Raw genomic sequence first — 25,920 nt, forward strand, 5'->3', positions numbered from 1 at the left:
CCCAGCAGTGAAACGAAATCAGCCAACGGCCGTATGGGCGCGCAGTGATGCGCCCATACGGTAAGTAAACAAGCGTACGCTACTTACTTGAGGGTCGCGTACATAACCGCCTTGATGGTATGCATGCGGTTCTCGGCCTCGTCGAAGACCTTGGACTGCTTGGACTCGAAGACGGCGTCCTCGACCTCCATCTCGGTGACGCCGAACTTCTCGGCGATGTCGGCACCGATGGTGGTGTTGGTGTCGTGGAACGCGGGCAGGCAGTGCAGGAAGATCGCGGAGGGGTCGGCCATAGCCATGACCTCGGTGGTGACGCGGAAGGCCTCGAGCTGCTTGATGCGCTCGGTCCAAACCTCATCGGGCTCACCCATGGAGACCCACACGTCGGTGTAGATGACGTGAGCACCGGTGCAGGCGTCCTTGACGTCGGAGGTCAGCTTGATGGTGCAGCCGTTCTCCTCGGCGATGGGCTTGCAGGCGTCGATGACGTCGTTGGCGGGCATGCACTCCTGCGGGCCGCAGGCCACGAAGTTCATGCCGAGCTTGGCGCAGACGACCATGAGGGAGCGAGCGACGTTGTTCTTGCAGTCACCCATGAACACGAGGGTCTTGCCCTTGATGTCGTAGTTGAAGTTCTCCTGAACGGTCAGGATGTCGGCGAGCATCTGGGTGGGATGCCACAGATCGGTGAGGCCGTTCCACACGGGCACGCCGGCCTTGGCGGCGAGCTCCTCGACGTCCTCCTGAGCGAAGCCACGGAACTCGATGCCGTCATACATGCGACCGAGCACGCGGGCGGTGTCCTCGATGGACTCCTTCTTGCCCATCTGGGAGCTGCCGGGATCGAGATAGGTCACGCCCATACCGAGGTCCATGCCGCCGACCTCGAAGGCGCAGCGGGTGCGCGTGGAGGTCTTCTGGAACAGCAGGACAATGTTCTTGCCCTCAAGGTAGCGGTGCGGGGTGCCCGTACGCTTGAGGTCCTTGAAGTTCTTGGCAAGGTTGAGCATGTACTCGATTTCCTCGGTGGAGAAGTCGAGCAGACGCAGGAAGCTACGACCGGAGAGGTTAACGCCCATATTGGTTCCTTTCGAAAGTTGGATTCCGTGCATTCTCGGCTTAAAAGCCGAAGGCGAGGTTGTAGGTAACCTCGCAAGACATGAGCCGGCGCGCCGAGCAGATCGGCGCGCCAGCAACTACATCAATTAGATGTCCTCGCGCCAGAACGGCATGCTCATGCAGCGCGGGCCGCCACGGCCACGGGAAAGCTCAGCGGACGGGCAAACCAGAAGTTCGAGGCCCTCTTTGTAGAGAACGTCGTTGGTAACGGTGTTGCGCGCGTACACGCAGATCTTGCCAGGGGCAACGGCCAGGGTGTTGGAGCCGTCGTTCCACTGCTCGCGAGCAGCAGCGATCGGGTCGCCGCCACCGCAGGGGATCAGCTTGATCTGATCGACGCCGGTAGCATCCTCGAGGACATGCTCGAGCGTGTCGACCATTTCCTTGATGTTGACGTCGCCGGGGTTCTTGCCCGGGGTGAGCTCGTACACCTTGAGGGTGCCCATGATGGCGGGATGAATGGTGAACTTATCCACGTCGATCTGGGTGAACACGGTGTCGAGGTGCATCATGGCGCGGTTGTTCGGGATGTCGAAGGCGAGGATGCGATCGACCTTGGAGTCGCTGTTCCAGAAGATGTTCTGGGCCATGACGTCAATGGCGGCAGCCTGGGTGCGCTGGGAAATGCCCACGGCCAGGGTGTGCTCGTTGATGTTGAGGACGTCGCCACCCTCGGTGTGGAAGGCTGCGTCGCGACGGAAGTACAGCGAGACATCCTTGTAGTCGGGGTGATACTTGAAGATGTACTTGCCGTACAGGGTCTCGCGGTTACGAGTGACGGAGTACATACGGTTCAGGCAGACGCCGTTGCCCACAACCGCGAACGGATCGCGGGTGAAGTACAGGTTGGGCATCGGGTCGATGATGAGGTCGGACTCGGAATCGGTGTTCACGAGGGAGTCCAGGGTGGTGGAGCTCACGAGAGGAAGATCGACTTCGGCCTTGGTCAGGCCAGCCATCGTCTTCTTAACGAACTCGAGGTTGTCGGTGATGGAATCGAGCTTCTCACGGACGACCTTGGGCATCTGCTGGCCCTTGATACCGGCCTCAGCGATGTACTGATCCAGGAACTCCTGACGAGCCTCGGGATGAAGATCGAAGACCTCAGCCACGAGCTTCTCGAGGTACAGAACCTCAACGCCCTGATCACGAAGGATCTGAGCAAAAGCGTCGTGCTCCTCCTGAGCGACCTCGAGGAACGGAACGTCGTCGAAGAGCAAGCGCTCAAGCTCGAACGGCGGCAGGTTCAAAAGCTCCTCGCCCGGCCTGTGCAGGCAGACCTTCTTGAGCTGCCCAATTTCACTTGGGACATGCAAGCCTTTCGTCATTTGCCTCCTACCTTTCTTTTAGGGGGCCATTCTTTGGCCCCGCTCTACTAGGCCCCTTCCGCAGGGCCTCGTGGACAATACCGTTATATCCAATTCTGATTCATTTTTACCCCTCACCCCCAAACGGTAGATTAGGGAGGGGGAACGGTATATTTCCATAATTGTTCCTGTTAACGCTTTTACGCGATAAAGCGTTATGACGTGCATTAAAGGAGGATACCTGCATTTTTTTATTTCGTGTGTGTGACTAGATTTGAATAAATATAACTCTCTCCTGTATATCTCCACAATTTATTTCATTCGTTTTCACGCATGATGCTATGCAGATTTTTATCTAATTTATGCACTATTATGATTATCGCAACCGTTTACCTCCCCTCTTATACCGCCTGCGCGGATTATTTTCGATGTGGATGCAAAACTGCCGACCTGTCTTGAGCGAATGGAAACTCGCATCGTTTTATATGAAAAGCCGCCGCCCAAACGATATTGGACGGCGGCTTTGTTTTGCATGGCTTTGTTTGTTGGCGGTACGAAACCTTGCCTGCAAGCAGCACGAGGCCTTGCTTGTTGGCGGAATCAGGGAAGGTTTGACACGTTTTCTGTCAAAAATGAGGTTCGAAATACGTCAAATCCTCCCAGATTGAGCGTGGTAAAGGAACAAATGCTGCAAAGCGCCCAGCAAGAGCTACAGGATCAACAGCGCGGCGGTGCAGATGACCACGCTGGCAACGGCGATGACCACGATGGGCACCAGCGCCCACTTGAGCCACGTGGGGTACTGCACGCGTGCGAGCACCAAACCGGGCAGGAAGACGGCCGTGGGGCTGAACAGATTCGCCAGGCCATTGGCGGCGCAGAAGATGCTGATGATGATCTCAGGCGGGAAGCCGAGATTGGCGGCAAGCGGCCCCAAGATGGGCATGGAGATGGTCGCCAGTGCGGACGTGGACGTGATGACCACCGAAAGACCCAGGTACACCAGGTAGCAAATGGGGCCGAACACCAACGCGGAGGTGCCGGCAAGGGCCTCGGAAGCGCTGTCGAGGATAACCATGTCGAGGCCGGTGAGACCCATGAGGATGGAGATGGCGCGGGACAGGCCGACCATCAAGGCGACGCCGATCATGTCTGCGGCACCGTCGAGGAAGCCGTCGACGATCTCGTTCTCACGCAGACCGCCGAAGATGCCGATCACGATGGCCATGATGAAGAACCAGATGGAAGCATCGTTGAAGTACCACTCGCCAAGCGGGCAGCCGGTGATAAGGCCGCTCCAGGGCATAACCGTCCAGGCCTCTTCAGCCTCATCCCACACGCCACCGGCGGTAAAGATGTCGACACCGAAGTCGCCCCACGGCACGAATCCGCAGATCATGATCACAAAGGACAGACCGAACAGTGCGAGTGCGATCTTGCGCTTCGGGGTGAACTCGAGGTCGACAACGCCGTTTTCCTCAAGCTTGGACCCCTCGCCGAAAGCAGCCTCGGAAGCCTGCTGCTCCTGCAGCGAGAGGATGGTCGAACCCTTGTCACGACGCACCTTATTGGCGTAGCGCAGGATGAAGAACAGCGAGATGGCGTAGGTGACGACCGTCAAGATCACGCCCATGACGATCACGATACCCTGGCTGGCTTCGACGCCCACACTTGCGAGCGCGTCAATTGCCACACCGCAGGCAAACGGATTCACCGTAGAGCCGAGGCAACCGACGCCGGCGCCCAAAAGGACCGTTGCAGTAGCAACCATCGTGTCGAACCCTGCGGAATACAGCGTTGCGGAAAGCAGGGCATAGAACGGAATCGTTTCCTCGCAGAAACCGTAGGTCGAGCCAAGCAGGGCAAAGACGGCCATGATAACGGCGATGAGCAGCGTCTCCTTGCCGTGAAGCGCACGGACGAGTGCGGCGATGCCCGCGTCGAGGGCACCGAGCTTGTTTACGATGCCGAGGCAGCCTCCCAAAATCAGCAAGAAGAGCGACACCTCGATACCGTCGAGAAAGCCGAGAATCGGCGACGCGAGAATGTCACTCACGCTCGCGGCGGTGATGCCAGGGACGAACTGTGCGAGCACAATCGTCGCCACACCCACCAGCAGCGTGATGATGATAAGAAGGGTGTACGAGGAGAGCATGACCTTCTGCTCTGCCTGTTTTCCTTCCTCTGTCTGAGCCATAACAACCTCCAGAACTCGTTTATATGGCATGGATAAGGGTACGCTTCTCTTCACATTATTTCCAATACTTCTATACGTTTTGTTTTATGTGAGAGAAAAACGCCTGCTCAGAAGCACTAAATTATTTTGATGCCAGAGACCGTTCGGCAGGATCGCCGATCAGTGCAAAGGACCCGAAAGCCAGCGCGTGAAAAAGCGAAAGGTTGCGACTGCCGTGCATGAACCCGGCAAGCATGTGCTGGTACGATGCCTTTACGTGAACCACACAAACACGGCGATTTCCATCCGCTATCATGGACAAGTTGCGCGTCAAAAGGCGCAAAGGTAATGTCGATCAAAACGGTGGTGCCAAAACATGGAACAAGCGATGCCATTTCTATATGTGGCAGCTGCCTCCTTCCTCACCACCCTGCTCTGCGTCCCACCCGTACGGCGCCTCGCGTATCGACTGAACGCCATCGACTACCCCTCAAAACGACGCATCAACGTCGAACCCACCCCGCGCATGGGCGGTCTCGCGGTTTTCGCGGGTCTTGCCGCGGCGCTCATCGTTGAGATATACGGCATCAAGCATCTGGGATGGCCCCCCATCCTCATTCCGCACCCCTCCATGACCATCAACTACCCGATGCTCGGCATCGCTGTTCTCGTTATCGTAATAACCGGCGCCGTCGATGATGTCCGCCAGCTCTCCCCCCGGAAAAAGTTGGCAGGTCAGATTCTCGCCGCCTGCATAGCCGCGACGGGCGGCCTGCTCATCGGGCGCGTGGTCAATCCGCTCATCCCGGGAGGAGAGATCGAACTCGGATGGTTCGCCTACCCTATCACGGTGGTGTACCTCGTCGCGTTCACGAACATCATCAACCTCATCGACGGCCTCGATGGTTTGGCAACCGGCATCTCGGGAATCGCCTCGCTGTCCATGTTCTCGTTTGCCATACTCTCCCACCGCGGGGACGCAGCTGCGCTCGCCATCGCACTGTTCGGCGCGTGTCTGGCGTTTTTGCGGTACAACTTTCATCCGGCGAGCATCTTTTTGGGTGACTCGGGCTCGCTGCAGCTGGGATTCGTCCTTGGAACCATTTCGCTGCTCAATGTGAGCCGCACCGCGGCGCTCACGTCGCTCATCATTCCGCTCATCGTGGCAGGCGTTCCCATCATCGACACATTCTCGGCCATCATCCGCCGCATGCGCGCGCATGTGAGCATCGGTCAGGCCGATAAAGGCCATATCCATCACCGCCTTATCCAGGAAGGTTACGACCAGCGTCAGGCAGTGCTGATGATTTACGCCTGGTGCCTGCTGCTTTCACTCGGCGCCATGCTCATCAACCAGGTCAGCGTGGGACCGCGCATCTTCATCTTCATCGCGCTATTCGTTTGCTCGGCATTTTTTGCCACTCGACTGCACTTGTTTGAACCCGTGCTGCGTCACCATTACAATCCCAAGACGCATCGCGATGAGATCGTAACGCCCGAGGATGAGGCATTTGCCGAGGAAGAACGTGCTGCTGCCGCCGCGCACGAAGAGCGGTTGGAGCATTTGGAACAACTCATCCCCGGCAAAAACGAGGATCCGTCATCTCGTGGCCGTGAACATAAGGACGTCCACTAATATATGGATGCGTTTTCGTTACCCATCAGCCATCGGCATATCCGCGCCGAGAAATTGACAAGGAGACATCATGCCCAACGAGCTTAGCTACGAAGTGAGCCTCAAGCGCAGCAACGAGATTCGCGCTGATCTTCCCGCGCATCCCGAGAACTATACGATGCTCACGGGCGATCGCCCCACGGGTCGTCTGCACCTCGGCCACTACTTCGGAACGCTCAAGAGCCGCGTTGAACTGCAGAACATGGGCGTGCGCACCAGTGTTCTCATCGCCGACTACCAGGTCATCACCGATCGCGATTCGACCGATAACATCCAGGACAACGTGTACAACATGGTTATGGATTACCTCGCGTGCGGCCTCAATCCCGATAAGACCATGATCTACACCCATTCCGCCGTTCCCGCATGCAACCAGCTCATGCTCCCCTTCCTCTCACTCGTGAGCGAGGCGCTTTTACAACGCAACCCCACGGTGAAGGCCGAGATGGAGGCGAGCGGCCATGAGCTCACGGGCCTGCTACTCACCTATCCCGTGCACCAGGCATGCGACATCCTGTTCTGCAAGGGCAACGTGGTTCCCGTTGGTCGCGACCAGCTGCCGCACATCGAGCTCACGCGCACCATCGCCCGCAAGTTCAACAACCGTTACGGCGAGGTATTCCCCGAGGTCGACGCGCTGCTTTCCGACACTCCCCTCTTGCCCGGACTCGACGGCCGCAAGATGTCCAAGAGCTATGGCAACGCGATTTCGCTGTCCATGACCGCAGAGGAGACCGCTAAGCGCATCAAGAAGAGCCAGACCGACGGTGAGCGCATGATCACGTTCGATCCCGAGGGGCGCCCCGGCGTCTCCGGCCTGCTCTCTACCGCTGCCATTTGCACGGGCCGCACCGAGGTCGAAATTGCCAAGGAGATCGGCATGGGCGGTTCCGGCCAGCTCAAGAAGTACGTGACTGAGGTTGTCAACGAGTACTTCGCGCCCATCCGTGCGCGCCGCGAGGAGCTCGCACGTGACCTCGACTACGTGAAGGACGTTCTGCACGAGGGCAATCGCCGCGCCAACGAGATCGCCAACGCGACGCTCGCAGAGGTGCAGGAAGCCATGGGAATGGTGTACTAGCAACTCAAACGCATAGTCGAACACTCCCCCAGACCTTACAAGAACATCCCCTCAGGCTCAGCTCTTCGAGAAATCGCCTGAGGGGATGCTCTTCTCTGATGCCATTGTTTGTTTTTACCGCGTTAAGACATTGCGGATCTTCTAATATGCGGAACTCGCTGCGATTTTTTTAAAGACTAAACGAAAACGTATCCATTTCGTGACAGCAAGCAACTGTCCACATGTAATGGCGTATTTAACCTCTGGCCAGGCACATCGTTCAACGCACAGTTCCATGCCGCACACCCGTATATCGTCCGCCGCGAGTTCCGCACGAACAGAAGGCCCCAGTGGGGCCTTCGTCGTGAGCAGGACTACCCGAGCGCCGGATGATATACGGGCGTGCAGCCCGAAAGATAGGCAGCTAGAGCGTCGGATGAAACGCGTTACAGAATCTCGAGCGCTCCGTCTTTGACCGTGAGGCCGATATTGCCCTGGAGCAAATCGTCGATGAGCGTGCCCACAAGCTCAAAGCGCCAGCCCTCACGCAAGGGGCTGCGCTCCGGATGGTCGATGTAGCTCAACAGGCCATCACGCGAGATGATGAGCGACGTCGCCACACCCGAGCGATCGGACACCAGACGGATGAGCGCGTACATGAGGTCGATCACGCTTTCCTGCTCGGGCGTGGGTGTGTGGTGGGCGCGCCCCATGGAAGGCAGGTTCTCTTGGGGACAACGCAAGCCACGGGCGATGGCGTCAAGGGCGACCTGGACATCGCGCTCGCTCAACTGCTCGGTCCCGCGCATGCGGCGGAATCCATCGACCGTCTTCGGGGCGGCTTTGCAAAGTGCCAAGAGCACCTCGTCGGACATAACCCATTTGCGCGGAACGTCGCGTGCCTCGGCGCGCTGCTCGCGCCATGCGGCGAGCTCGCGCGCAACACCCAGTTGGCGGCGTGTGCAGGAACTGATGCGCTTGACCCGTTTGAACGCCTGACGAGGGTCGGTGTGGTAGTGCTCGGGGCTCGTCAACACGCGAATCTCGTCGCGGACCCACGCCGTGCGACCGAGCGCGCGAAGCTTGTCGGCAATCACGGGGTACGCCTGAATGAGATAGCGCACGTCGTCGAGGGCATACTCGATCTGCTTGGGTGAAAGCGGGCGACGCAACCAATCGGTCAGAGACTCCGTCTTGGGAAGCGTCACATTGCAGAACGCATGAACCAGTCCGTTGTATGACACCTGCGAACGCTCGCCCAAAAAGCCCGCGGCGACCTGCGTGTCAAAGATGGGCGTGGGCAGGACGCCGAGCGTATGGTCGAGCACTTCCATGTCCTGCGAACAGGCATGGAACACCTTGAGCGTATTCACGTCGGCCATGAGCTCGGCCAACGGCGTCAAATCGTCGATGGCCAACGGGTCGATGGCGACGCACTCGTCGGGCGTTGCCACCTGCACCAAACAGAGCTTGGCGTAGTACGTGCGCTCACGCAGAAATTCAGTATCGACCGCGACCACGGCATACGTGCGCGCGCGACGACAAAAGGCGACAAGGTCCTCGTTTGTGGAGATGTACATCAGTCTCCCGGTGGTTGAAAAATCCGCTGAAAACACGGGTAGGATTACAAACGTTGTTAACTATACTCGGCTTTGCTCGAACAGGGAACTCACTATGCGCTGCCTCATTATTCACAATCCCGCCTCCGGCCCCCGGTCAGACGAAATCTTCGATTTCTCACGTGCCCTTGCAGAAGCAGGTGACGAGGTCGTTATGCGCTTTATCGGAACCGGCATGGAGCCATGGGACGCCACGAAGGACGTGCGCATGTTCGACCGTGTGGTGGTTTCGGGTGGCGACGGCACCATTTCCAACGTGCTCGACTGCATCCGCGACAGTCATGTTCCCGTGCTCGTGTTCCCGTCGGGTACCGCCAACCTCTTCTTCAACAACATCGGCAACGCGCCCGAGGCCGCGGCGCTCGCCAAGGCGTGCCGCGAGGGTCGCACCAAGTGCGTCGACATGGGAGAGCTGTATTGGAAGGACGAGGCGGACGAAACGCATCGTCACGGCTTCATTATCATCGCAGGTACGGGATTTGATGCCGACATCATGCACAAGGCGGAGGCGAACAAGGCCGACATGGGCGAGGTCGCCTACTTCCTCTCTGCACTCGCCACGCTCCAGCCCACCGTCGCCCACTTCACCATCGAGCACGATGGCGTTGTTGAGGAGCTCGATGGCATCGGCTGCATGGCGGGAAACACCGCCGTTATCCAAAACGAAATCAACCTCTTCCCCGACTGTCGCATGGATGACGGCCTGCTCGACATCGCGGTGATCCAACCGGTGAAAACCGTCGAACTCCTTCCCACGCTCGTGGCGGGCATCCTCAATCCCGTTGGCAAGGGGCTTGGCCGTCCGCAGTTCACCATCATCCAGACCAAAGAGGCGAAGATCACCTGCACGCCCTCACTTGGCATGGAATTCGACGGCGAGCTCATCCACGGTAGCTCCAATGTGTTCGGTGCACGCGTCTTACCGCAATGCCTCGACGTCATCGTGGACGACTTCGCGAAGCTCTAACACAAAACGTTCCGCTGCACGATGTATGGTGCGCCGACACGCGCAATATCGCCGCGTCGCCGTGCATCGACCCCATCGCACACCTGAAACACCTCAGCGCGCCTGAAACGAAACGGAAATATGCCCGCCCTCAGTGTAGAGGGCCACACTCCTGTGTTATAGTTCCCCCCAAGCGGAGCACTCTAGCGTGATGGAGTGCTTCTCAGACACACCGCATTTCGCGCACACGAAAGGAGTCACCAGCATGAAAACCAACGTAACCCTTTGCAACAACTGGTGGCGTTCTTTCCGTTTTGCCGGTCAACGGTGAGTCCGTCCGTACTCCATTTGTTACGCATGGCCCCCGTTTGACCGGGGGTCTTTTTATGTTTCCACCTTCTCTTGAGAGGAATTGCCATGTCACAGAACACCACCCCTTCCGGTCAGGCCCGCACCGTCATCACCGAAACGCACAACGGACTTGACGTGCGCCACCTCGTCTTGCTCGCCGTCCTGCTCGCCGCAGGCTTCATCCTCAACTTCACCGTCGGTAAGGCGATCACCACGATTTCCGGCGGTGCCATCGCCCCTGAGTTCATCATCTCCGCCTTCTGCCTTACAATCCTCGTGATCCGTCCCGATATGGTGCAAGCGCTCATCATCGGCCTCATCTCCGCCGCCGTCATCCAAATCACCACCACCTCCCCCGGTATCGATTTCCTGGCCGAAGGCATCGCCGCCGTCGTCATGGCGCTCATCGTCAAGGGCGGCATGGGAACGCCTGCCGAGCGCTTCATCCCCGTGGTGGGCACGTTTGTGACCACGTTCCTCTCGGGTTGCATCTTCATGGTGGTCAAGATGGCCATGATGGGTTTTGCCACCGAGCTCGCCGCCGTCATGATGCCCGTCGTCGCGCTGACCGCCGTGTTCAACGCCTGCCTGGTCGGTGCCCTGTACCTGCCCATCAAGCACGCACTCAAGATCGCATAACGCCATGGAACCCATCATCGAGCTCGATCGCGTCTCGTTCACCTATGCAGACGCGGACGTCTGTTGCCTGCGCGACATCACCCTCGCCATAGATGAGGGGACGTTTGTGGGAATCATCGGCCCATCCGGCGCGGGCAAGACAACGCTCACACACGTATGCTCCGGAGCCGTACCACATCATTTTTCGGGAAAGTTCTTCGGCGCCGCCCGCGTGGCGGGCATGGATACCTGCACGGTTTCTCTCACCGATATCGCTCGCGTGGTGGGATCGGTGCTGCAGGACATCGACGCCCAAATGGTCGCCTCCGTCGTTGAGGACGAGCTGCTGTTCGGTCTCGAGAACTTTGGCGTCGCGCACGACCAGATCGAAGCACGCATCTCAGGCGCGTTCGACGCCATCGGCATCGCCGACCTGCGCCAACGCGAAATAGCCACGCTCTCCGGCGGCCAGAAGCAGAAGGTGGCTATCGCCGCGATCCTGGCGCTCGAACCACGCGTCCTCGTACTCGATGAGCCCACGGCCGCCCTTGACCCTGTGAGCGCCCGCATGGTGTTCGAGGTGCTCCGCACCATCAACCAGACGCGCGGCATTACGGTCGTCATCGTCGAGCAGGCCGTGGCGTTGCTCTCCGAGTTCTGCAATCGCGTCATCGTGCTCGACCAAGGCACGGTGGCGCTCGACGGCACACCGCACGAGGTTTTCGCGCATGCCGAACAACTACGTCGCATCGGCGTCGACGTTCCCCGAACCGCCCGTATCTCGAATAGCCTCGCCACCGCGGGGCTCATCCCCACGTGCGAGCCCTGCCTGAATGTCGATGAGGCATACAAGCTCGTTTCGTCCCTCATTAACCCACAGAAATCTGGCGCGCGCACCTCAAACGTACACCAGCCGATCGACGATGAGCGCGGCCGCTCACCGCACGCACCGCGCGTCGAATTAAACGCATCGCCCGTCGTCGAAGTCCGCAACGTCTCTTTCTCCTACGCAAACGGCGGCGCTGCCGTGCACGACCTCGAGCTACACGTGGCACCCGGCGAGATCGTGGGCATCGTGGGGCAGAACGGCGCGGGCAAAACCACGCTCACCAAGCTGCTGAACGGCCTGCTCAAACCGGAACGCGGCACCGTGGCGATTGCGGGCAACGATACGAACACTACTCCCGTATCGACCATTGCCCGCCATGCGGCAACCCTCTTCCAAAACCCCGACCGACAGCTCTGCCGCAACACCGTGCTCGAAGAGGTCGCCTTCGGCCTTGAGCTGCAAGGTGTTTCGTCCACAGAAGCGCAGCGGCGAGCACAGGCGGTCATCGAGCGCTTCGGCCTTCCCGCAAACGAAGCGCCATTCAGCCTTTCACGCGGACAGCGCCAGATGGTGGCGCTCGCAAGCGTGGTTGTCATGGAACCGCAGGTCGTCATCCTCGACGAACCCACCAGCGGACTCGATTACCGCGAATGCATGACCGTAATGGAAACTGTGCGCGACATGGCCCAAAATGGAAGCGCCGTGGTGCTCGTCTGCCACGATATGGAAGTCGTCAGCGATTTTGCCCAGCGCGTCGTCGTGATGGCGCAGGGCCGCATCTTGGGCACAATGCCCACGCACGAGGCGTTCCGCAATACCCAACTGATGGAAGCGGCCCATATCGCCCCGCCGCAGGTCATCGCGCTTTCCGAGCGCCTATCGCGCGGCGTCTCCCCGACCTTTGCGGGAATTGCCGAGGTTTCACATCTCGTCGGGCATGTTATGGAGCTGGTGCGCCATGAATAACGTCATCGATTATGTTCCCGGTACCACGGTGCTGCATCGCCTGAACCCCGTTGTCAAGCTGGTGCTTGCCGCCGCCATCATCGCGGCAACACTTCTTGCCAACAGCTGGTTCGCACTCGTGGGGCTCCTCGTGCTCACCCTCGCCCTGGGAGCGTACGCGGGCACGCTCTCGCGCCTTAAGGGGTTGCTCGCCATGCTCATCCCCGTTGCACTCATCATGCTGATCCTGCAGGTCATATTTGTTCGAACGGGTGAGCCCGTGCTCGTTGTCGCCACCACCAATGGCCTTGCGACGGGAGGGCGCGCGTGCCTGCGCTTGATCGGCATCGCGCTTCCCCTCGTGCTCGTGCTCACGGTTACGCGCCTTACCGACCTGGCGAATGCCTGCGTGGAAGTTCTGCATCTCCCCTACCGCTACGCTTTCACGTTCACCACGGCCCTGCGATTCGTCCCCGTGTTCACGCAGGAGATGCAGGCGATTATGGAGGCGCAGACCGCGCGCGGCGTCGAGTTTGACACGCGCAACCCCTTCAAGAAGCTCTCGCTCATGCTGCCCATCTGCATCCCGCTTTTGGTGACCTCGGTGGGTAAGACCGATGCAGCCGCCCTCGCGGCCGAGCAGCGCGGTTTTTATCTGCGTACACGCGAGAGCTCGTACAAGCGCTATCCCATTACCGCGCTCGACTTCGCTGCGCTGGCATTCTGCGCGATGCTCGTCGTTTTGGGCATTGTGATGTAAGGTAGGACTCGAACACGCCGAACTATCACGATGGGAACCCCATGTTAGCTATTACCGATGAGCGTATTTTGACCGGTTTCGAACGCGCACGTAACCGCGTGGTAACGCTGCGCGCCAATACGCTCAAAACGGATGCGGGCACCGTCGCCGCGGCACTGGACCATGCGGGTATCGCCTATGAACGCGTACCGTGGTATGCAGATGCCTTCGTCATTACCGAGGAACGCGAGCGCGCAATCTGGGAACTCGACATCTACAAAACAGGTTCGGTATATCTGCAGAGCCTCTCATCCATGCTGCCGCCGCTGATCTTGCAGCCGCAAGCAGGCAAGGACATCCTCGACATGTGTGCAGCGCCGGGTGGTAAAACTTCGCAGATCGCCGCCCTCACTCACAACGCCGCTCATCTCACGGCCTGCGAGATGAGCGCCCCCCGTGCCGAAAAACTCGCCTACAACCTCGAAAAGCTCGGCGTCGCCAACGTCAACGTCATGCGCACGGACGCACGGCGTTTGGATGAGTTCTTCAGCTTTGACCAAATCCTGCTCGACGCTCCCTGCACGGGTACCGGCACATTCCGCGCCGGTGACGAGAAAGCGGAACGGCGCACTACCCCGCAGCTACTTGCCAAGGTAACCAAATCCCAAAAGGCACTGCTCGATCGTGCGCTCACTGTGCTCAAGCCCGGGGGAACGCTCGTGTACTCAACGTGCTCCGTGCTGTGCGAGGAAAATGAAGATCAGGTGCGCATGGGCCTCAAACGCCATTCCGACTGTGAGATCATCCCACTGGCGCTCAGCGAGGCAGCCACGGCTTCTGAGGACGATGCGAGCGACGATGACTGCGCACCCAAGCCCATCGTGCTTGCGGGAGCCGACGCGGGAACGTTTGCCATTCCCGACCTCCGCAACACCTTACCCGGAACGCTCACCGTGGCACCGACCGAATACTATGAGGGATTCTTCGTCGCGGCCATCCGCAAGAAGGAGCGTACGCGCGGCAAGCGCTAGGCGCCGTCACCGCAGACGCAAGTTTTAGGTTACAGACGGCTATAGCCGCCGGCCGATGAAACACCAGCGGTCAAAGGAGCCGACAGCTGAAACCCCCAGTGCGATTACTTTTTGAAGTGAGCGGGCGCGTCCTGCTTTTCCACACGGGCAACCTTTGCCTGTTTTTCGGAGCGCTTTTCCGCACGACGGTCCTTCATGGCCGTGATGCCCAGATAAATTAGGGCAGCAACGGCGATTGCGCCCACAATCAGCAGCACGGGTGCCAACACATCGAACATACCCATCGATCGCATGTCACTCCCCTTTCAAAACAACTCGTTTTCTTCTCGACGGCAAAGCATAGCAGATTGAAGGCCCCTCCCTCTCGCCATTGCACATCCCCCGCAAAACCCAAACTCATGGAGAGCGCATGTTCGCTCCGCATCATGCTTGAGCGCGCGCACGTTGGGTACAATTCCCCCATTCATTTCGTTCCAAGGATGGGTTATGAACAACGACACGATCATCTCGACCGCAGCCCAAGACTACCCCGACCCGCGCCCCGATGCGATTATGGCAGATACAACGCCTATGACGGACAAACCAACCACGACAACTGACATCGATGCGTCAATGGGCGCCACGTCGCAAGCAGAACCCGTGTCTAACCTCGAATCGACACCCGTCGATAAGGGTGCAAACGCTTCCTCCCCTTCGATTGAGCGCGACGCCTCGGCTGCTGAATTCGAGCCCGGCGACTCCTTAGACGATCCCATTGCGGTTGCAGCGGAAGTCCCTGGAAGCATCGAGGCCACTATCGATTTCTCCGAGGTTGAGCTTGCCGACGAGTTCGCCGAGAAGCCCATGGCGGTCACGCCGGGCGGGTTGCTGCCCATGGAACCCTCACCCATCGAGGGCCGTTTGCGCAAGGCGCCGCTGCGCGTTCCCGAGGAACTTGAGGATTGCGGTGGCTTCACGCTGTTCGGACGCCGTATCAAGTCGTTGCTCTATACCACTGACGTTGCTGTGATCCGCAACTCGAACGCCGACGCCATCTTTGCCGTCTACCCCTTCACCGCGCAACCCGCCATCACGCAGGCGCTGCTCACGGCATCCGAAGCACCCGTGTTCGTGGGCGTGGGCGGCGGCACGACCACCGGCAAGCGTTCAGTGCAGCTCGCTGCCGTGTCGGAAATGCAGGGCGCTGCGGGCGTTGTGGTGAACTCCCCCGCCCCGCCCGAGCTTATCGAGCAAATTTGCGGCATCATCGACATCCCCGTCATCGCGACCGTCGTGCGCTGCGATGCCATAGCGCACGCCAAGGTGAAAGCGGGAGCCAAGATCTTGAACGTGGCGGCCGGCAAAGACACGCCCGCTGTTTTGCGCGAGCTGCGCGCGAGCTACCCCAACCTGCCGCTCATCGCCTCGGGCGGACGTTCGTCACTCTCCGTGCGCGAGACCGTGGCCGCCGGCGCCAACGCGGTGATTTGGACACCCCCTTCGGCTCAGCAGCTTCAGGCAGAGATGATGCGCCGTTACCGTGACGCCGAAACCACGCCAGAAGTACCCATCCTCGACCCCGTTGCCGCGGCGGACATGAACCCGCTCGAAAGCGCACCCGCCGACGTCCCGCTTCCCGACGAGGCGATCGCCAACGCAACCACGCGCGGACGCCGCAGCCCATTGCGGGGTGGTTTGCACCAGCACTTCTTCAGAGGCAAACGCGAGTAGCGGCGCTGCACGCCAAAAGACACTCTGTGCATTCAAGGGCGTCATGCGCACTGACGGAATTGCGTACTCTGTTGAAGGAAAACAAAACGAGGGCCCGTTTGGACCCTCGTTTTTGTTGCATGTAAAACTGCGAGAATCGGACATTTGTCCGTAAGCGGGACCTTAGCCCGCTCAACCCGCCGAACCTACTGCCTGCCGGCGTCCAGGAAACGACGGCGACTTAAAAAGTTATACCAGGTCACGAAGAACGTGGAAATGGGCTTCATCACCATCGTTCCCACATTGAGCATGCCCACGCCGATGAACATGTACAGGTCGTTGAGACCCAAGCCCACGGCGGCGAGCAGTGCGAAGATCGTGAACTCGCGACGGCGGCTCATATCGTCCTTGCGCTCGAACACGTACTTCATCGACAGGCCGTAGTTAAAGACGATCGAAGCGGCAAACGAGATGGTCGTCGCCAGAAGATAGTTCATATGCATAGAGTGAAGCAGATACGCGAGCAGCACGTACTCAACCGCGAGGGACGCAAATCCCACGAGGGCGAACTTGACGAATTGCTGGGTGCCCGGACGAGCCAGAACAGCGCGCATTGCTTCACCTCCAACCTTCGATGCAATACAGCCTGCGCATACGCACAAAACTGCTCAATAATACAATGCGCGCACCTAAAACATAAGGTCATGCACAGGAACTATACGAATGAGCCACATTAGGCGCTCTTCTTGCGGCTCTTAACGACCAAAACCGCTACAACGGCGACCACTGCGACGGCAACGCCACCCGCAATCAAGCCCGAGTTATCGGAAGTGGAATCCGCATCCGTCGCGTCCTCCCCATCCGTGCTGGCTGTTGCATCGACCTGAGGCTGCTCCCCAACCGTCGGCGCCTCGCCATTCGCGTAATACACGAGCTCGATGGCGTCGCCGTCCTGCAGCTCGTAACCACTCACGCCCACCGACGCCATCTCGCCATTCACCAAGAACGACCAATAGCTGTAAGGTTCGGTGTCGGTTCCCTCAAGCAACATGCCATCAGGAGACGTGATGGACTGGACGAAGATACCGTACTCGGAATCCTGCGCGTCATACGTGCAGCCCGCCTCGTCGAGCGCGGGCTTGAAAGCGTCCCACGCAGTGGCGCCTTCGGCAAACTCGCTGGTAACGGGACCAACCCAGGTAACCCCCATCGGTTGCGGGTCGTCCGCGTTTTCGACTCCCACTACGGAGACGGTCACCTTTCCCGCCGCGTCTTCGGCAAACACCGCAGGAACGGCCACACCGCACGTCATCACAAGTGCGATGAACAGCGCCGCGACGGTAGCGCGAACACGGGCGAACCATGCCGTTTTGTTTACAGATACATCGACCATATCTGGTCCCTTCTATCCAGGGCCTACGGGCCACATGCCCGCGTAGATGGGAGAAGATCCGACTTGTCAGCGTCCGCTCACGTTCCACATCATCAGGGAAACGCGCATTGCGGCACACGAGTTACGGTTACTGGTATAGCCGGGGATTCGCACCCCGATTCCACTGCAGATGAGCCTACTTTAAGGTTCAACTACGTGCTTTCGCACCACCATCTCGGCCAAACTAGCCGTACATCCTATCAGAGGTTCAAAGCAACGTCCATGCAGGTAGATAGGGTAAAATAAGAGCAATCTCGTCTCCCCTCCCCAACTGGGCACTTAGGGGAACTCTCACCTTAAAGATGAACTTGAAACTTCAAAACTGTTTCACATTTCCTCATAACCGCAGGTAGTTGAAGCTTAAACCTTCAACTTGAACCTTAAAGAATCTCTAACCTTCAAGTTGAACTCTAAACTGGTGGTATCATTCCTTTCGTCAAAGGTAGGCAAGCAGACGAGGATTTACATGGACGCACATCCAAGGCTGCACGCTACGTGGCGCACCACTGCCGCCGCCCGTCTTATTGCGAGCGCTGGCGTTACGGTTGCGATCGCAGCAAGCGTGTTGTTCCCCGTCCCGGCTAGAGCAATCACATCCCAAACCGAAGCCAAGCTCACCGAGACCCAGGAAAAAGTTGAAGAGACCGCCGCGACCTATGATAAGGCCGTCAAGCAGCTCTGCGACCTCGAAGAGCAGGCCAGCGAGAACGAGGCCCGCATCGCGGAGATCGAAGCGGAACTCCCCAGTGCACAGGACAAGGCAAGCCGCGCCATGCGTGACCTGTACAAGCAGCAGAAGGGCACCAATGTCCTGATGAGCTTCATGCTGAGCACGCAGAGTCTCGACGAGCTCCTTTCCACCATGAAGTACATGGGCATGGTTCAGGATGCCAACGTTGAGGCCCTCGAGGAGCTTAACGACATGCAGGCTGAACTTGAGAGCGAAAGGACCGAGCTCGCCACTGCGCGCGCCCAGGCCGAGCAGGAAAAGCAGGCTGCAGAGGAGGCTCTCGCCGAGGCGCAAAAACTTCGCGAGGAGGCTCAGGCTCAGGCCGACGCAGAAGCCGCAGCCGAAGCTGCCGCACTCCAGGAGGCAGCGGCCGAACTTGGAACCGACGTCGGTTCCATCCCCCAACCCGATAACGGCGCCGTCGACTGGAACGTCGATCAGGACACCTTCGTATCGCAGTGGGCACCGCGTATCGACGCATATCTCGCAGGTTCCCCGCTCGAGGGCCAGGGCACCACGTTTGCCACGGCCGCTTGGAAGTACGGTGTGGACCCGCGTTGGTCCCCCGCCATCTCCAACACCGAGAGCTCCAAGGGTCGTCACTGCTTCAAGCCGCACAATGCCTGGGGCTGGGGCAGCGCGAGTTGGAGCAGCTGGGAAGAGGCCATCGACGCCCACGTGTCCGGCCTTGCCCGCGGCTATGGCTACACCATCAGCGTTGCCAACGCCAAGCGCTACTGTCCGCCCAACTGGTTCAACTGGTACAACAACACGCTGTCCGAGATGAACCGCATTTAGCAAACACTAGATCAGGCGATTCGAAAAACGAGGCTCCTTTGGGGCCTCGTTTTTTTATTGCCGTTACAACCAAATGACCGAATCCTGTGAAGGAATTGAATATCCTAGTATTTTGATAGGCAATGGGTACCATATGACCAGCAACGCATGCCAATCACGGTGTGCGTGAAACTCATTGGAGGCAACCATGAGCATCTTCAGCAAATTCAAGACCCTGTTCCATGCAACAGACGATACCAAGATCCCCGTGCCCGCCCTGTTCGCAACCCGCAGCGATACGATCTACGCCCCGATCTCCGGCATGCTTGTCAGCCGCAAAGAAATCAACGACGAGGTAATCGCCGAGGGCATGCTCGGCGAGGGCTACGGCATTCTGCCTGTGGGCAACATCATCTACGCGCCGGCAAGCGGACGCGTGGATATGACCACCGTTACCAACCACTCCATCGGTCTACTCGCCTCAAATGGCGCAAAAGTGATTATTCACGCAGGTATCGGCACCGTTGCAATGGACGGCAAGGGCTTTACCCGTTACGTCGAGATGGGAGATACCGTCACGGCAGGTCAGCCGCTCCTGAGCTTCGACATCGCCGCCATCAAGGAGGCGGGATACGACGAAATCGTAACCTGCGTGATCAGCAATCCGCAATCGCTTGAAGAAGTGCATTTAGTCGGTTCGTCCAACACCCTGCTGGGTGGACGCCCCCTCGTCAAGGTCGGCGACCCGCTCATGGTCACCGAATGATGCTGAGCGGTCATTCGACCTGAATTCCTACTCAGATCGAACGCCTGCTCAGCCTGAGCTTTTACTGAATATCGGCATCGTCTTCGGCCTGTTCTTCGACATCAAACGCGGACTCAAACCCGTCCGCTTCACCTTCCTCGCTCATGAGCAACAGGGGTCGGGTGCTTTTGATGGAGTCGAGCAGGCCGCTTGCCGCGTCGGTCACACGCTCGACCGTCGCCGTTTTGGCAAAGGTCTTAAACACGTCTTTGATGAAGTCGCGCAAATCGGGATCGAAGGTGTCGGCGGCGTCGAGCATGAGCGGTAGGCTGGTCTTGAAATCCGCCGCGATATCACCGAAGCGATGGGCACCCGTGACACCGATGACGTAGAACAGCGCGTCGACAAAGCGCTGACGATCCTCGAGCGGATACTTGTCCATCCAAGCGTCGAGCGTCGTGTTGAAGTACCGCGAGGAGGCACTGTAACCGTCCACGCGAACAAAATCACATGCATCCACGTCGACGTGCCACAAAAACGGATTGTGCTGCAGCATCGAGAAACCGTCGCTCTCCACAATCACGCATTCGCATGCCGGGTCCTCGGAAAGCACCTGACCGATGAGCGAAGAGCGAGGCGTCGTCTTTTCCATAAGCGGCAGCAACCGTTGATACTCCTCCCGCTCCACGAACGTGCGGTGAAAACCCGGACCATCATGGGAGAAAACGCGCTGGACGCGAGCGCGATGTTCGGGCTTGCACATGGCAACGGCATACGCCGCCAAGTTACCGCCCTTGGAGTGACCGCCCACATAGAGCGGACCATCGGTTACCTGCGCCACTTCGTTAAGGTAGCGCGCGGCCTCGACCTGCGCGGGCACGGGATTGAGGAAGGTCATGTTGAAATCTTCCTTCCATCCCACAATCGTGGAGTCCGTTCCGCGAAACGCCACATAGGAAGCGCCCGTGGGCAGACGAAACGTCATAGCGGCGAACTGTTCCTCGGCACCCATATCGGTCTTGAACCGAAACTCGCACAGGCGCACGGTTCGAAACCGCGGGCTCGCACAGACGGCAAACAGCAGCTCGCGGCTTCCGACGGGGTCCCAACTCGTACCGAACATGTTGTCGAATTCCTCGGCGCGAAGCAGATCGGAAAGAGCGATGCCCTCGGAAAAACACGCGGCATCGAGCGAAGAACCGATATGCGCGTAGGCGAGCCATGAGAACACCAGGCTATCCACGCTGCACAGCGGGCGCTCCTCAAAGGTATCCATCCGCTCGCGCACATAGGTGAGGAAGTTGATGGGGTCGCTGTCCTTGGACTTGTCCTTTACGATCAAGCCTTTAAGCCCTTTTTCGCTTTTCTCGTCCGCCACGAATCCCCTATCCCAGCATCGTCTTGTTCGAACCGCCGAACCATTCTACGCCAACAAAATCGGGCCGAGAACCGCATTCGCCTCGACCCGATTTATATAACACGCTATGACATAAACGCGGCGGCACGTTCAAAGAGCCGCCGCACAGCTTTATCCCAAAATGCCCGCCTGCTCAATAGCTGCAACGGCCTTCTCTAGCCCCTCAGGCGGCAATACGAGTGCCATACGAACATACCCCTCACCATGGGGCCCAAAGCTCGCACCCGGGGTCACAATCACACCTGAGCGCTCCATGAGCTCTTCGCAGAACGCCACGGAATCCGTACGACCGCCGGGAAGCTTAACCCACACGAACATGGAGCCGTGCGCGTTGGGACGCTCCCAACCCAAGCGCTCAAGGCCGTCGCATAGGGCATCGCGGCGCTCCTGGTACTTGAGGCGCTGCTCCTCCACCGCGTCAAGCGGACCGGTGAGTGCAGCGATGGCGGCGCGCTGTAACGGGAAGTACATACCGAAGTCGATCTGACCGCGAAGCTTCGAGAATGCCGCCACCACGTCGGGACGGCCGACCAAAAAGCCGATGCGCGCGCCAGTGACGTTGAAGGACTTGGAAAGCGAGAAGAACTCGACGCCCACCTCGAGCGCACCGGGATGCGCCAGGAACGTTCCGCCCTTGGGGCCGTCGAACACGATGTCCGAGTAGGCGTTGTCATGCACGATGAGCAGGTCGTGCTCGCGCGCAAACGCGATGATCTCGTCGTAGAGGGCGTCATTTCCCACCGAACCCACGGGGTTTGCAGGCAACGAGACGATCATGTACTTGGCTCGATCAGCGACCTCGGGGTCGATGCCGGCCACATAAGGGAGGAAATCGTGCTCAGCGTCGAGCGGATAGTACGCGAGCTCGCCGTCGGCGATCTTGACGCCCGCCTCGAACACCGGATAGCACGGATCGGGCACCAAAACGGTATCGCCCGGGTTGAGCAGCGCGAGGCCCAGATGACCCACGCCCTCCTGGGTGCCATTGCAGGAGGCGACCATGTCGGGCGTGATGCCCTCAACGCCAAAGCGGCGCTCGTAGTAATCGCACACGGCCTGTTTGAGTTCGGGCAGGTCACGCAGCGAGTACTTCCATTCAGCGGGGTCCTGTGCGGCGGTGGTAAGCGCTTCGACCACGTGAGGATACGGCGCGAAATCCGGCGTACCCACGCTCAGGTTGTAGATGGTGCGCCCCGCCTCTTCGAGCGCCACGCGCTTGGCATTGAGCGAGGCGAAGATTTCGTCACCGAAGCGATTGAGTCTATCTGAGAATTCCATTTCGGACCTTTCCGTTGATGCGAACCCGTCCATTATGGCACGACCATACGCGAGAGAGTCGGCAACACGGCCTCATATTGACAGAACGGAAACGCCGCGCCATGCTCCAAGCACGACGCGGCACCCCTCTCACCTCGCGGAACAGCGCGAGGAAAAGTTGTCTGTCGGAGATCGAACGAGCTTGCCGCCCCTTCAGCCTAGCGGACCTGGCGAATCGCGATACCCTTCTCGTATTCCGCGACGTGAGCGAAATCTCCCAAGCCAGCGCACTCGACCACGTTGGCACCTGTCGCCATGGAGCGACGCAGGGCATCCTCTACACGGTCGCAATCGTCGAACCAAATCGAAAGGAACGCGGCAAGCGATGAATCGCCCGCGCACACCGTGGAGAGCACCTTGACGTCAAACGTGCGGTTGGCAAACCACAGGTGCTCGCCGTTCGAGAAATACGCACCGGCTCCGCCCAGCGTGAGCAGAACGTTTTTGGCACCGCGCTCATGGAGCTCGGCCATAGCGGCAACAACAGATTCGTCATCGCCCGCCTGGACGTCGATGCCGAAGATATCGTGCAGCTCATCATCGTTTGGCTTGATAAGCAGCGGATGAAGGGCAAGCAGGTCTGCCAGCTGGGGGCTTGAAATGTCGAGCACGAACTCAGAGCCCGCAGCAACGACGCGCTCGATAACGGTGCGCAAAAAGCCCTCGGAGGTGTTTGGCGGCAGCGAGCCCGAAATCACGAGGCAGTCGAGTTCTTCCAAGCCACTTACCAGGTCGAACATCGCCTGCTCGTCCTCGGAGGTGATGGCTGCGCCGGCATTTACCATGTTGTACTCGACGTCGTCGCCGGCGTTGAGGAACACGTTGATGCGCGTAATGCCCTCGGTCCACACGGGATAGACCTCGACGCCCAACTCACGCGCGCCTTCCACGATAAAGCGACCGGAGAACCCGGCGAAAAAGCCGAGAATGGCCGTGGGAACACCGTAATGGTCCAAGGTAAACGAGACGTTGAGTCCCTTGCCGTTGGGAGTATACACCGCATCGCGCGTACGGGTAACCGTGTTGGGTTTGAGTCCCGAACAGGAGATGTTGTAGTCGATGGTCGGATTGGCCGTGAGCGTGTAAATCATGGAATACCTTTCCGCGTGGATCGCAATCTAGGGCCGACTCGTATCGGCATCCGTCACTCAATTCCCGAACGAGCGCAAAGACGGCGACGCGAACCGTCGCGCCGCCGTCAAAAGGCGAATCGTTACACCAAACGCTCGTTGATGATCCGAGCGATCTTCGCGGGATCGTCCTGCGCCTTCAGGGCAGCACGGAAGTCATCGTCCATGAGAGCCGTGGCAATCTTGGAGAGGATCTGCAGGTGCGTGGTACCGGCCTCAGCATCCGGCACGAGCAGTGCGATGGCACAATTCACTGCAGCACCATCCAGGGTGTCCCACTCGGCAATACCATCGGATGCTTTGATGACCACGACAGCAGCCTCTTTAACTGCATCGGTTTTGGCATGCGGAATGGAGAAGCCGTCGGTCATGCCCGTGGTTCCCTCAGCCTCACGCTTGAGGAAGGCGTCGAGCAGCAAATTTGCGTCATCGGCGATGCCAGCCTCGACGGCGTGATTGGAGATGAAGCGAAGCGCCTCGTCGCGATTTGCGAACTGCTGATTGCAGAACACGTTGGAAGCCTTGGCAAAGCCCTCGTCAGCCTGCTCAGGAGCCGCATCAACGGCAGCAGCAACAGCAGGAGTCTCGACGGCCTCGACGACAGGAGCCTCAGCCTGAGCGGCCTGCTTCTTGGTCCAGTCGTACTTCTTGAACATGACGAACAGGAGACCACCGACAACAGCGCCGATGGCGATGGCGAGCACCCACATGGCGCCGCCGTCGACGACGGGCAGGACCAGGAAGCCACCGTGAGGTGCCGGGTCATGAACGCCGAAGAAGATGGTGAGGATAGAAGCGATAGAGGAACCGATCATCATGATGGGCATGACGGGCCAGATATTCTTGGTCATGAACGGGATGGCGCCCTCGGTGATGTGGGTGCAACCCAAGATGAAGTTGACCAGACCGGCGTCGTGATCTTCCTGGCTGAAGTACTTCTTGCCAACGACGACGGCGAAGGTGGTGATCAGCGGCGGAACGATGCAGGCAGCGGAGACGGCGGCCATGAAGTTGGTGCCGAAGTTGTAGGTAGCGGTACCCACGCCAGCCTCGAGAGCGGTGCCGAGCAGGAAGGTGCCCGTGGTGTAAGCGGCCTTGTTGACCGGGCCACCCATGTCAAAGGCGCACATGCAGCCGATGGCAAGACCGAGCACGATAGGACCGGAAGTGGACAGGCCCTGCAGGAAGTCCATCATGGCCTGGTTGACGGCGGCCATGGGACCGGAGATGCCGAGCATAACAAGGCCGACGATAGCGGTCGAGCACAGCGGATACAGGAAGATGGCCTTGAGTCCGTTCAGGCTCGCAGGAATCTTGGAGAAAGCCTTCTCGAGCAGCAGGATGACGTAGCCAGCGAGGAAGCCGCCGACGATGCCACCGAGGAAACCGAAGCCCACGCCCGCGCCACCGGCGTCGATGAGGCCGGTTTCAGCGTTCACGGGCAAGCCGTTGATGGCGATCATGCCGGCGACGAAACCGGGAACGAGCGCCGGGCGCTTACCGATGGACTCGGCGATGTAGGCGGAGAGCACGGGAACCATGAGGCCCATGGCGGTACCGCCGATGATCTTGAGCATGGCCGCGAAGCTGTTGTAGTCGGCGGCCGTGGAATCGAAGGACGTGATGCCCCACAGGAACGACACCGCGGTGAGCACGCCACCGGCGACGACAAACACGAGCATGTGGGAAACGCCGTTCATCAGATGCTTGTAGAGCTGGTGTCCCAGGGTCTCCTTCTCCTCGGGAACGTCCTCGACGACTGCCGTAACAGCAGAGGCGTCGCCCTTGGCGGCCAAAGCGCGCTCGATGAGCGCGTCAGCGGCCTCGACGGAAAGAGCCTTGGAAACGCCCACGGAAACCATGGGCTTGCCCGCAAAGCGCTCGGCCTGCACGTCCTTGTCGGCGGCAATGACCACAGCGCGCGCAGCTGCGATCTCGGCGGCGGTGATCTCGTTCTCGATACCCACCTGTCCGTGAGTCTCCACCTTAATGGTCAGTCCGCGCGCGGCCGCAGCCTTTTCGAGCGCCTCCTTTGCCATGAAGGTGTGGGCAATGCCTGTTGGGCAGCCCGTGGCAGCGATGATGTCATACTTCTCTGCCATATTCCCCCCTTACACTCATGCACCTCTTGGTGCAACTTCATGCCTATCTTAGACAGCATGTGTTGAAAGTTTCTTTCAAGTAGAGTTTATTCCATGAAAGGTATTTTTGTAAGGGTGAATGGTAAGAAACTTCCTTTCATAGTAAAATCACTGAAAGAAACCCATC

General features: G+C 59.1%; 21 protein-coding genes. 10 read left to right on the forward strand and 11 right to left on the reverse strand.

Going from position 1 to position 25,920, the window contains the following annotated elements; all coding sequences use genetic code 11:
* Window positions 1-83 precede the first annotated feature (83 nt).
* From argF to C1711_RS02490, 3 genes are all read right to left on the reverse strand, one after another.
* Window positions 84-1,079 (reverse strand): ornithine carbamoyltransferase, encoded by a 996-nt coding sequence (argF, locus tag C1711_RS02480; protein ID WP_102337640.1) that lies wholly within the window; start codon window positions 1,077-1,079, stop codon window positions 84-86.
* A gap of 126 nt (window positions 1,080-1,205) precedes the next feature.
* Complete coding sequence (gene arcA / locus C1711_RS02485) at window positions 1,206-2,447, reverse strand: arginine deiminase (RefSeq protein ID WP_102337641.1); 1,242 nt, start codon at window positions 2,445-2,447, stop codon at window positions 1,206-1,208.
* 688 nt (window positions 2,448-3,135) lie between these two features.
* Complete coding sequence (locus C1711_RS02490) at window positions 3,136-4,623, reverse strand: YfcC family protein (protein WP_102337642.1); 1,488 nt, start codon at window positions 4,621-4,623, stop codon at window positions 3,136-3,138.
* A gap of 355 nt (window positions 4,624-4,978) precedes the next feature.
* Between C1711_RS02490 and C1711_RS02495 the strand changes: the two genes are divergently transcribed.
* Window positions 4,979-6,238 (forward strand): glycosyltransferase family 4 protein, encoded by a 1,260-nt coding sequence (locus C1711_RS02495; RefSeq protein WP_102337643.1) that lies wholly within the window; start codon window positions 4,979-4,981, stop codon window positions 6,236-6,238.
* A gap of 70 nt (window positions 6,239-6,308) precedes the next feature.
* On the forward strand, window positions 6,309-7,358 hold the full coding sequence (trpS, locus tag C1711_RS02500) for a tryptophan--tRNA ligase (RefSeq protein ID WP_102337644.1): 1,050 nt from the start codon (window positions 6,309-6,311) through the stop codon (window positions 7,356-7,358).
* 425 nt (window positions 7,359-7,783) lie between these two features.
* Here the strand turns inward: trpS and rnd are convergent, their stop codons facing one another.
* Complete coding sequence (rnd, locus tag C1711_RS02505; protein ID WP_102337645.1) at window positions 7,784-8,917, reverse strand: ribonuclease D; 1,134 nt, start codon at window positions 8,915-8,917, stop codon at window positions 7,784-7,786.
* A gap of 94 nt (window positions 8,918-9,011) precedes the next feature.
* On the opposite strand from rnd, the gene C1711_RS02510 reads away from it, so the two are divergent.
* The 5 genes from C1711_RS02510 to C1711_RS02530 all read left to right on the forward strand — a co-directional run bounded on the left by C1711_RS02510 (window position 9,012) and on the right by C1711_RS02530 (window position 14,415).
* A complete protein-coding gene (locus C1711_RS02510) occupies window positions 9,012-9,923 on the forward strand; it encodes a diacylglycerol/lipid kinase family protein (protein ID WP_102337646.1) in 912 nt (303 codons plus the stop codon).
* A gap of 396 nt (window positions 9,924-10,319) precedes the next feature.
* Window positions 10,320-10,892, forward strand: a complete 573-nt coding sequence (locus C1711_RS02515) for a hypothetical protein (protein ID WP_102337647.1) — start codon at window positions 10,320-10,322, stop codon at window positions 10,890-10,892.
* Window positions 10,893-10,896: 4 nt separating this feature from the next.
* Window positions 10,897-12,666 (forward strand): ABC transporter ATP-binding protein, encoded by a 1,770-nt coding sequence (locus C1711_RS02520; RefSeq protein ID WP_102337648.1) that lies wholly within the window; start codon window positions 10,897-10,899, stop codon window positions 12,664-12,666.
* Window positions 12,659-13,405, forward strand: coding sequence for an energy-coupling factor transporter transmembrane component T family protein (locus C1711_RS02525; protein ID WP_102337649.1), 747 nt, complete (start codon window positions 12,659-12,661; stop codon window positions 13,403-13,405). Before C1711_RS02520 ends, C1711_RS02525 begins: the two co-directional genes overlap by 8 nt.
* Window positions 13,406-13,446: 41 nt before the next feature.
* Window positions 13,447-14,415, forward strand: a complete 969-nt coding sequence (locus C1711_RS02530) for an RsmB/NOP family class I SAM-dependent RNA methyltransferase (protein WP_102337650.1) — start codon at window positions 13,447-13,449, stop codon at window positions 14,413-14,415.
* A 104-nt stretch (window positions 14,416-14,519) separates the two neighbouring features.
* On the opposite strand, the gene C1711_RS02535 is transcribed toward C1711_RS02530, so the two are convergent.
* Window positions 14,520-14,708 (reverse strand): hypothetical protein, encoded by a 189-nt coding sequence (locus C1711_RS02535; RefSeq protein WP_102337651.1) that lies wholly within the window; start codon window positions 14,706-14,708, stop codon window positions 14,520-14,522.
* Between the two features lie 193 nt (window positions 14,709-14,901).
* Here C1711_RS02535 and C1711_RS02540 point away from each other — a divergent pair, with 193 nt between their 5' ends.
* Entirely contained in the window at window positions 14,902-16,125 is a 1,224-nt protein-coding gene (locus C1711_RS02540) for a beta/alpha barrel domain-containing protein (protein ID WP_234346187.1), read from the forward strand.
* 185 nt (window positions 16,126-16,310) lie between these two features.
* Here C1711_RS02540 and C1711_RS02545 read toward each other — a convergent pair whose 3' ends face one another.
* Complete coding sequence (locus C1711_RS02545; protein WP_102337652.1) at window positions 16,311-16,718, reverse strand: GtrA family protein; 408 nt, start codon at window positions 16,716-16,718, stop codon at window positions 16,311-16,313.
* A 119-nt stretch (window positions 16,719-16,837) separates the two neighbouring features.
* Entirely contained in the window at window positions 16,838-17,497 is a 660-nt protein-coding gene (locus tag C1711_RS02550; protein WP_102337653.1) for a DUF4430 domain-containing protein, read from the reverse strand.
* Between the two features lie 505 nt (window positions 17,498-18,002).
* Between C1711_RS02550 and C1711_RS02555 the strand changes: the two genes are divergently transcribed.
* Entirely contained in the window at window positions 18,003-19,064 is a 1,062-nt protein-coding gene (locus C1711_RS02555; protein ID WP_102337654.1) for a coiled-coil domain-containing protein, read from the forward strand.
* 187 nt (window positions 19,065-19,251) lie between these two features.
* The gene (locus C1711_RS02560) at window positions 19,252-19,809 is read left to right on the forward strand and encodes a PTS sugar transporter subunit IIA (protein WP_102337655.1); all 558 of its coding nucleotides are present in this window, start codon (window positions 19,252-19,254) and stop codon (window positions 19,807-19,809) included.
* Between the two features lie 61 nt (window positions 19,810-19,870).
* On the opposite strand, the gene C1711_RS02565 is transcribed toward C1711_RS02560, so the two are convergent.
* From C1711_RS02565 to C1711_RS02580, 4 genes are all read right to left on the reverse strand, one after another.
* Window positions 19,871-21,166 (reverse strand): DUF2974 domain-containing protein, encoded by a 1,296-nt coding sequence (locus C1711_RS02565; RefSeq protein ID WP_234346188.1) that lies wholly within the window; start codon window positions 21,164-21,166, stop codon window positions 19,871-19,873.
* A gap of 150 nt (window positions 21,167-21,316) precedes the next feature.
* On the reverse strand, window positions 21,317-22,483 hold the full coding sequence (locus C1711_RS02570; RefSeq protein ID WP_102337656.1) for a pyridoxal phosphate-dependent aminotransferase: 1,167 nt from the start codon (window positions 22,481-22,483) through the stop codon (window positions 21,317-21,319).
* Window positions 22,484-22,680: 197 nt separating this feature from the next.
* Window positions 22,681-23,613, reverse strand: coding sequence for a 1-phosphofructokinase family hexose kinase (locus C1711_RS02575; RefSeq protein WP_102337657.1), 933 nt, complete (start codon window positions 23,611-23,613; stop codon window positions 22,681-22,683).
* Between the two features lie 122 nt (window positions 23,614-23,735).
* Complete coding sequence (locus C1711_RS02580; RefSeq protein WP_102337658.1) at window positions 23,736-25,754, reverse strand: fructose-specific PTS transporter subunit EIIC; 2,019 nt, start codon at window positions 25,752-25,754, stop codon at window positions 23,736-23,738.
* Window positions 25,755-25,920 lie beyond the last annotated feature (166 nt).

The sequence above is a fragment of the Collinsella provencensis genome, assembly GCF_900199705.1.
GTDB lineage: Bacteria > Actinomycetota > Coriobacteriia > Coriobacteriales > Coriobacteriaceae > Collinsella > Collinsella provencensis.

What these genes read in the sequence shown, in the direction of transcription:
- C1711_RS02495 (WP_102337643.1), top strand. Translation starts at nt 4,979, where the DNA reads ATGGAACAAGCGATGCCATTTCTATATGTGGCAGCTGCCTCCTTCCTC.
- C1711_RS02555 (WP_102337654.1), top strand. Translation starts at nt 18,003, where the DNA reads ATGGACGCACATCCAAGGCTGCACGCTACGTGGCGCACCACTGCCGCC.
- C1711_RS02545 (WP_102337652.1), bottom strand. Translation starts at nt 16,718, where the DNA reads ATGCGCGCTGTTCTGGCTCGTCCGGGCACCCAGCAATTCGTCAAGTTC.
- argF (WP_102337640.1), bottom strand. Translation starts at nt 1,079, where the DNA reads ATGGGCGTTAACCTCTCCGGTCGTAGCTTCCTGCGTCTGCTCGACTTC.
- C1711_RS02525 (WP_102337649.1), top strand. Translation starts at nt 12,659, where the DNA reads ATGAATAACGTCATCGATTATGTTCCCGGTACCACGGTGCTGCATCGC.
- C1711_RS02530 (WP_102337650.1), top strand. Translation starts at nt 13,447, where the DNA reads ATGTTAGCTATTACCGATGAGCGTATTTTGACCGGTTTCGAACGCGCA.
- C1711_RS02575 (WP_102337657.1), bottom strand. Translation starts at nt 23,613, where the DNA reads ATGATTTACACGCTCACGGCCAATCCGACCATCGACTACAACATCTCC.
- C1711_RS02570 (WP_102337656.1), bottom strand. Translation starts at nt 22,483, where the DNA reads ATGGAATTCTCAGATAGACTCAATCGCTTCGGTGACGAAATCTTCGCC.
- C1711_RS02580 (WP_102337658.1), bottom strand. Translation starts at nt 25,754, where the DNA reads ATGGCAGAGAAGTATGACATCATCGCTGCCACGGGCTGCCCAACAGGC.
- C1711_RS02535 (WP_102337651.1), bottom strand. Translation starts at nt 14,708, where the DNA reads ATGCGATCGATGGGTATGTTCGATGTGTTGGCACCCGTGCTGCTGATT.
- C1711_RS02550 (WP_102337653.1), bottom strand. Translation starts at nt 17,497, where the DNA reads ATGGTCGATGTATCTGTAAACAAAACGGCATGGTTCGCCCGTGTTCGC.
- C1711_RS02510 (WP_102337646.1), top strand. Translation starts at nt 9,012, where the DNA reads ATGCGCTGCCTCATTATTCACAATCCCGCCTCCGGCCCCCGGTCAGAC.
- C1711_RS02540 (WP_234346187.1), top strand. Translation starts at nt 14,902, where the DNA reads ATGAACAACGACACGATCATCTCGACCGCAGCCCAAGACTACCCCGAC.
- C1711_RS02515 (WP_102337647.1), top strand. Translation starts at nt 10,320, where the DNA reads ATGTCACAGAACACCACCCCTTCCGGTCAGGCCCGCACCGTCATCACC.
- arcA (WP_102337641.1), bottom strand. Translation starts at nt 2,447, where the DNA reads ATGACGAAAGGCTTGCATGTCCCAAGTGAAATTGGGCAGCTCAAGAAG.
- rnd (WP_102337645.1), bottom strand. Translation starts at nt 8,917, where the DNA reads ATGTACATCTCCACAAACGAGGACCTTGTCGCCTTTTGTCGTCGCGCG.
- trpS (WP_102337644.1), top strand. Translation starts at nt 6,309, where the DNA reads ATGCCCAACGAGCTTAGCTACGAAGTGAGCCTCAAGCGCAGCAACGAG.
- C1711_RS02520 (WP_102337648.1), top strand. Translation starts at nt 10,897, where the DNA reads ATGGAACCCATCATCGAGCTCGATCGCGTCTCGTTCACCTATGCAGAC.
- C1711_RS02560 (WP_102337655.1), top strand. Translation starts at nt 19,252, where the DNA reads ATGAGCATCTTCAGCAAATTCAAGACCCTGTTCCATGCAACAGACGAT.
- C1711_RS02490 (WP_102337642.1), bottom strand. Translation starts at nt 4,623, where the DNA reads ATGGCTCAGACAGAGGAAGGAAAACAGGCAGAGCAGAAGGTCATGCTC.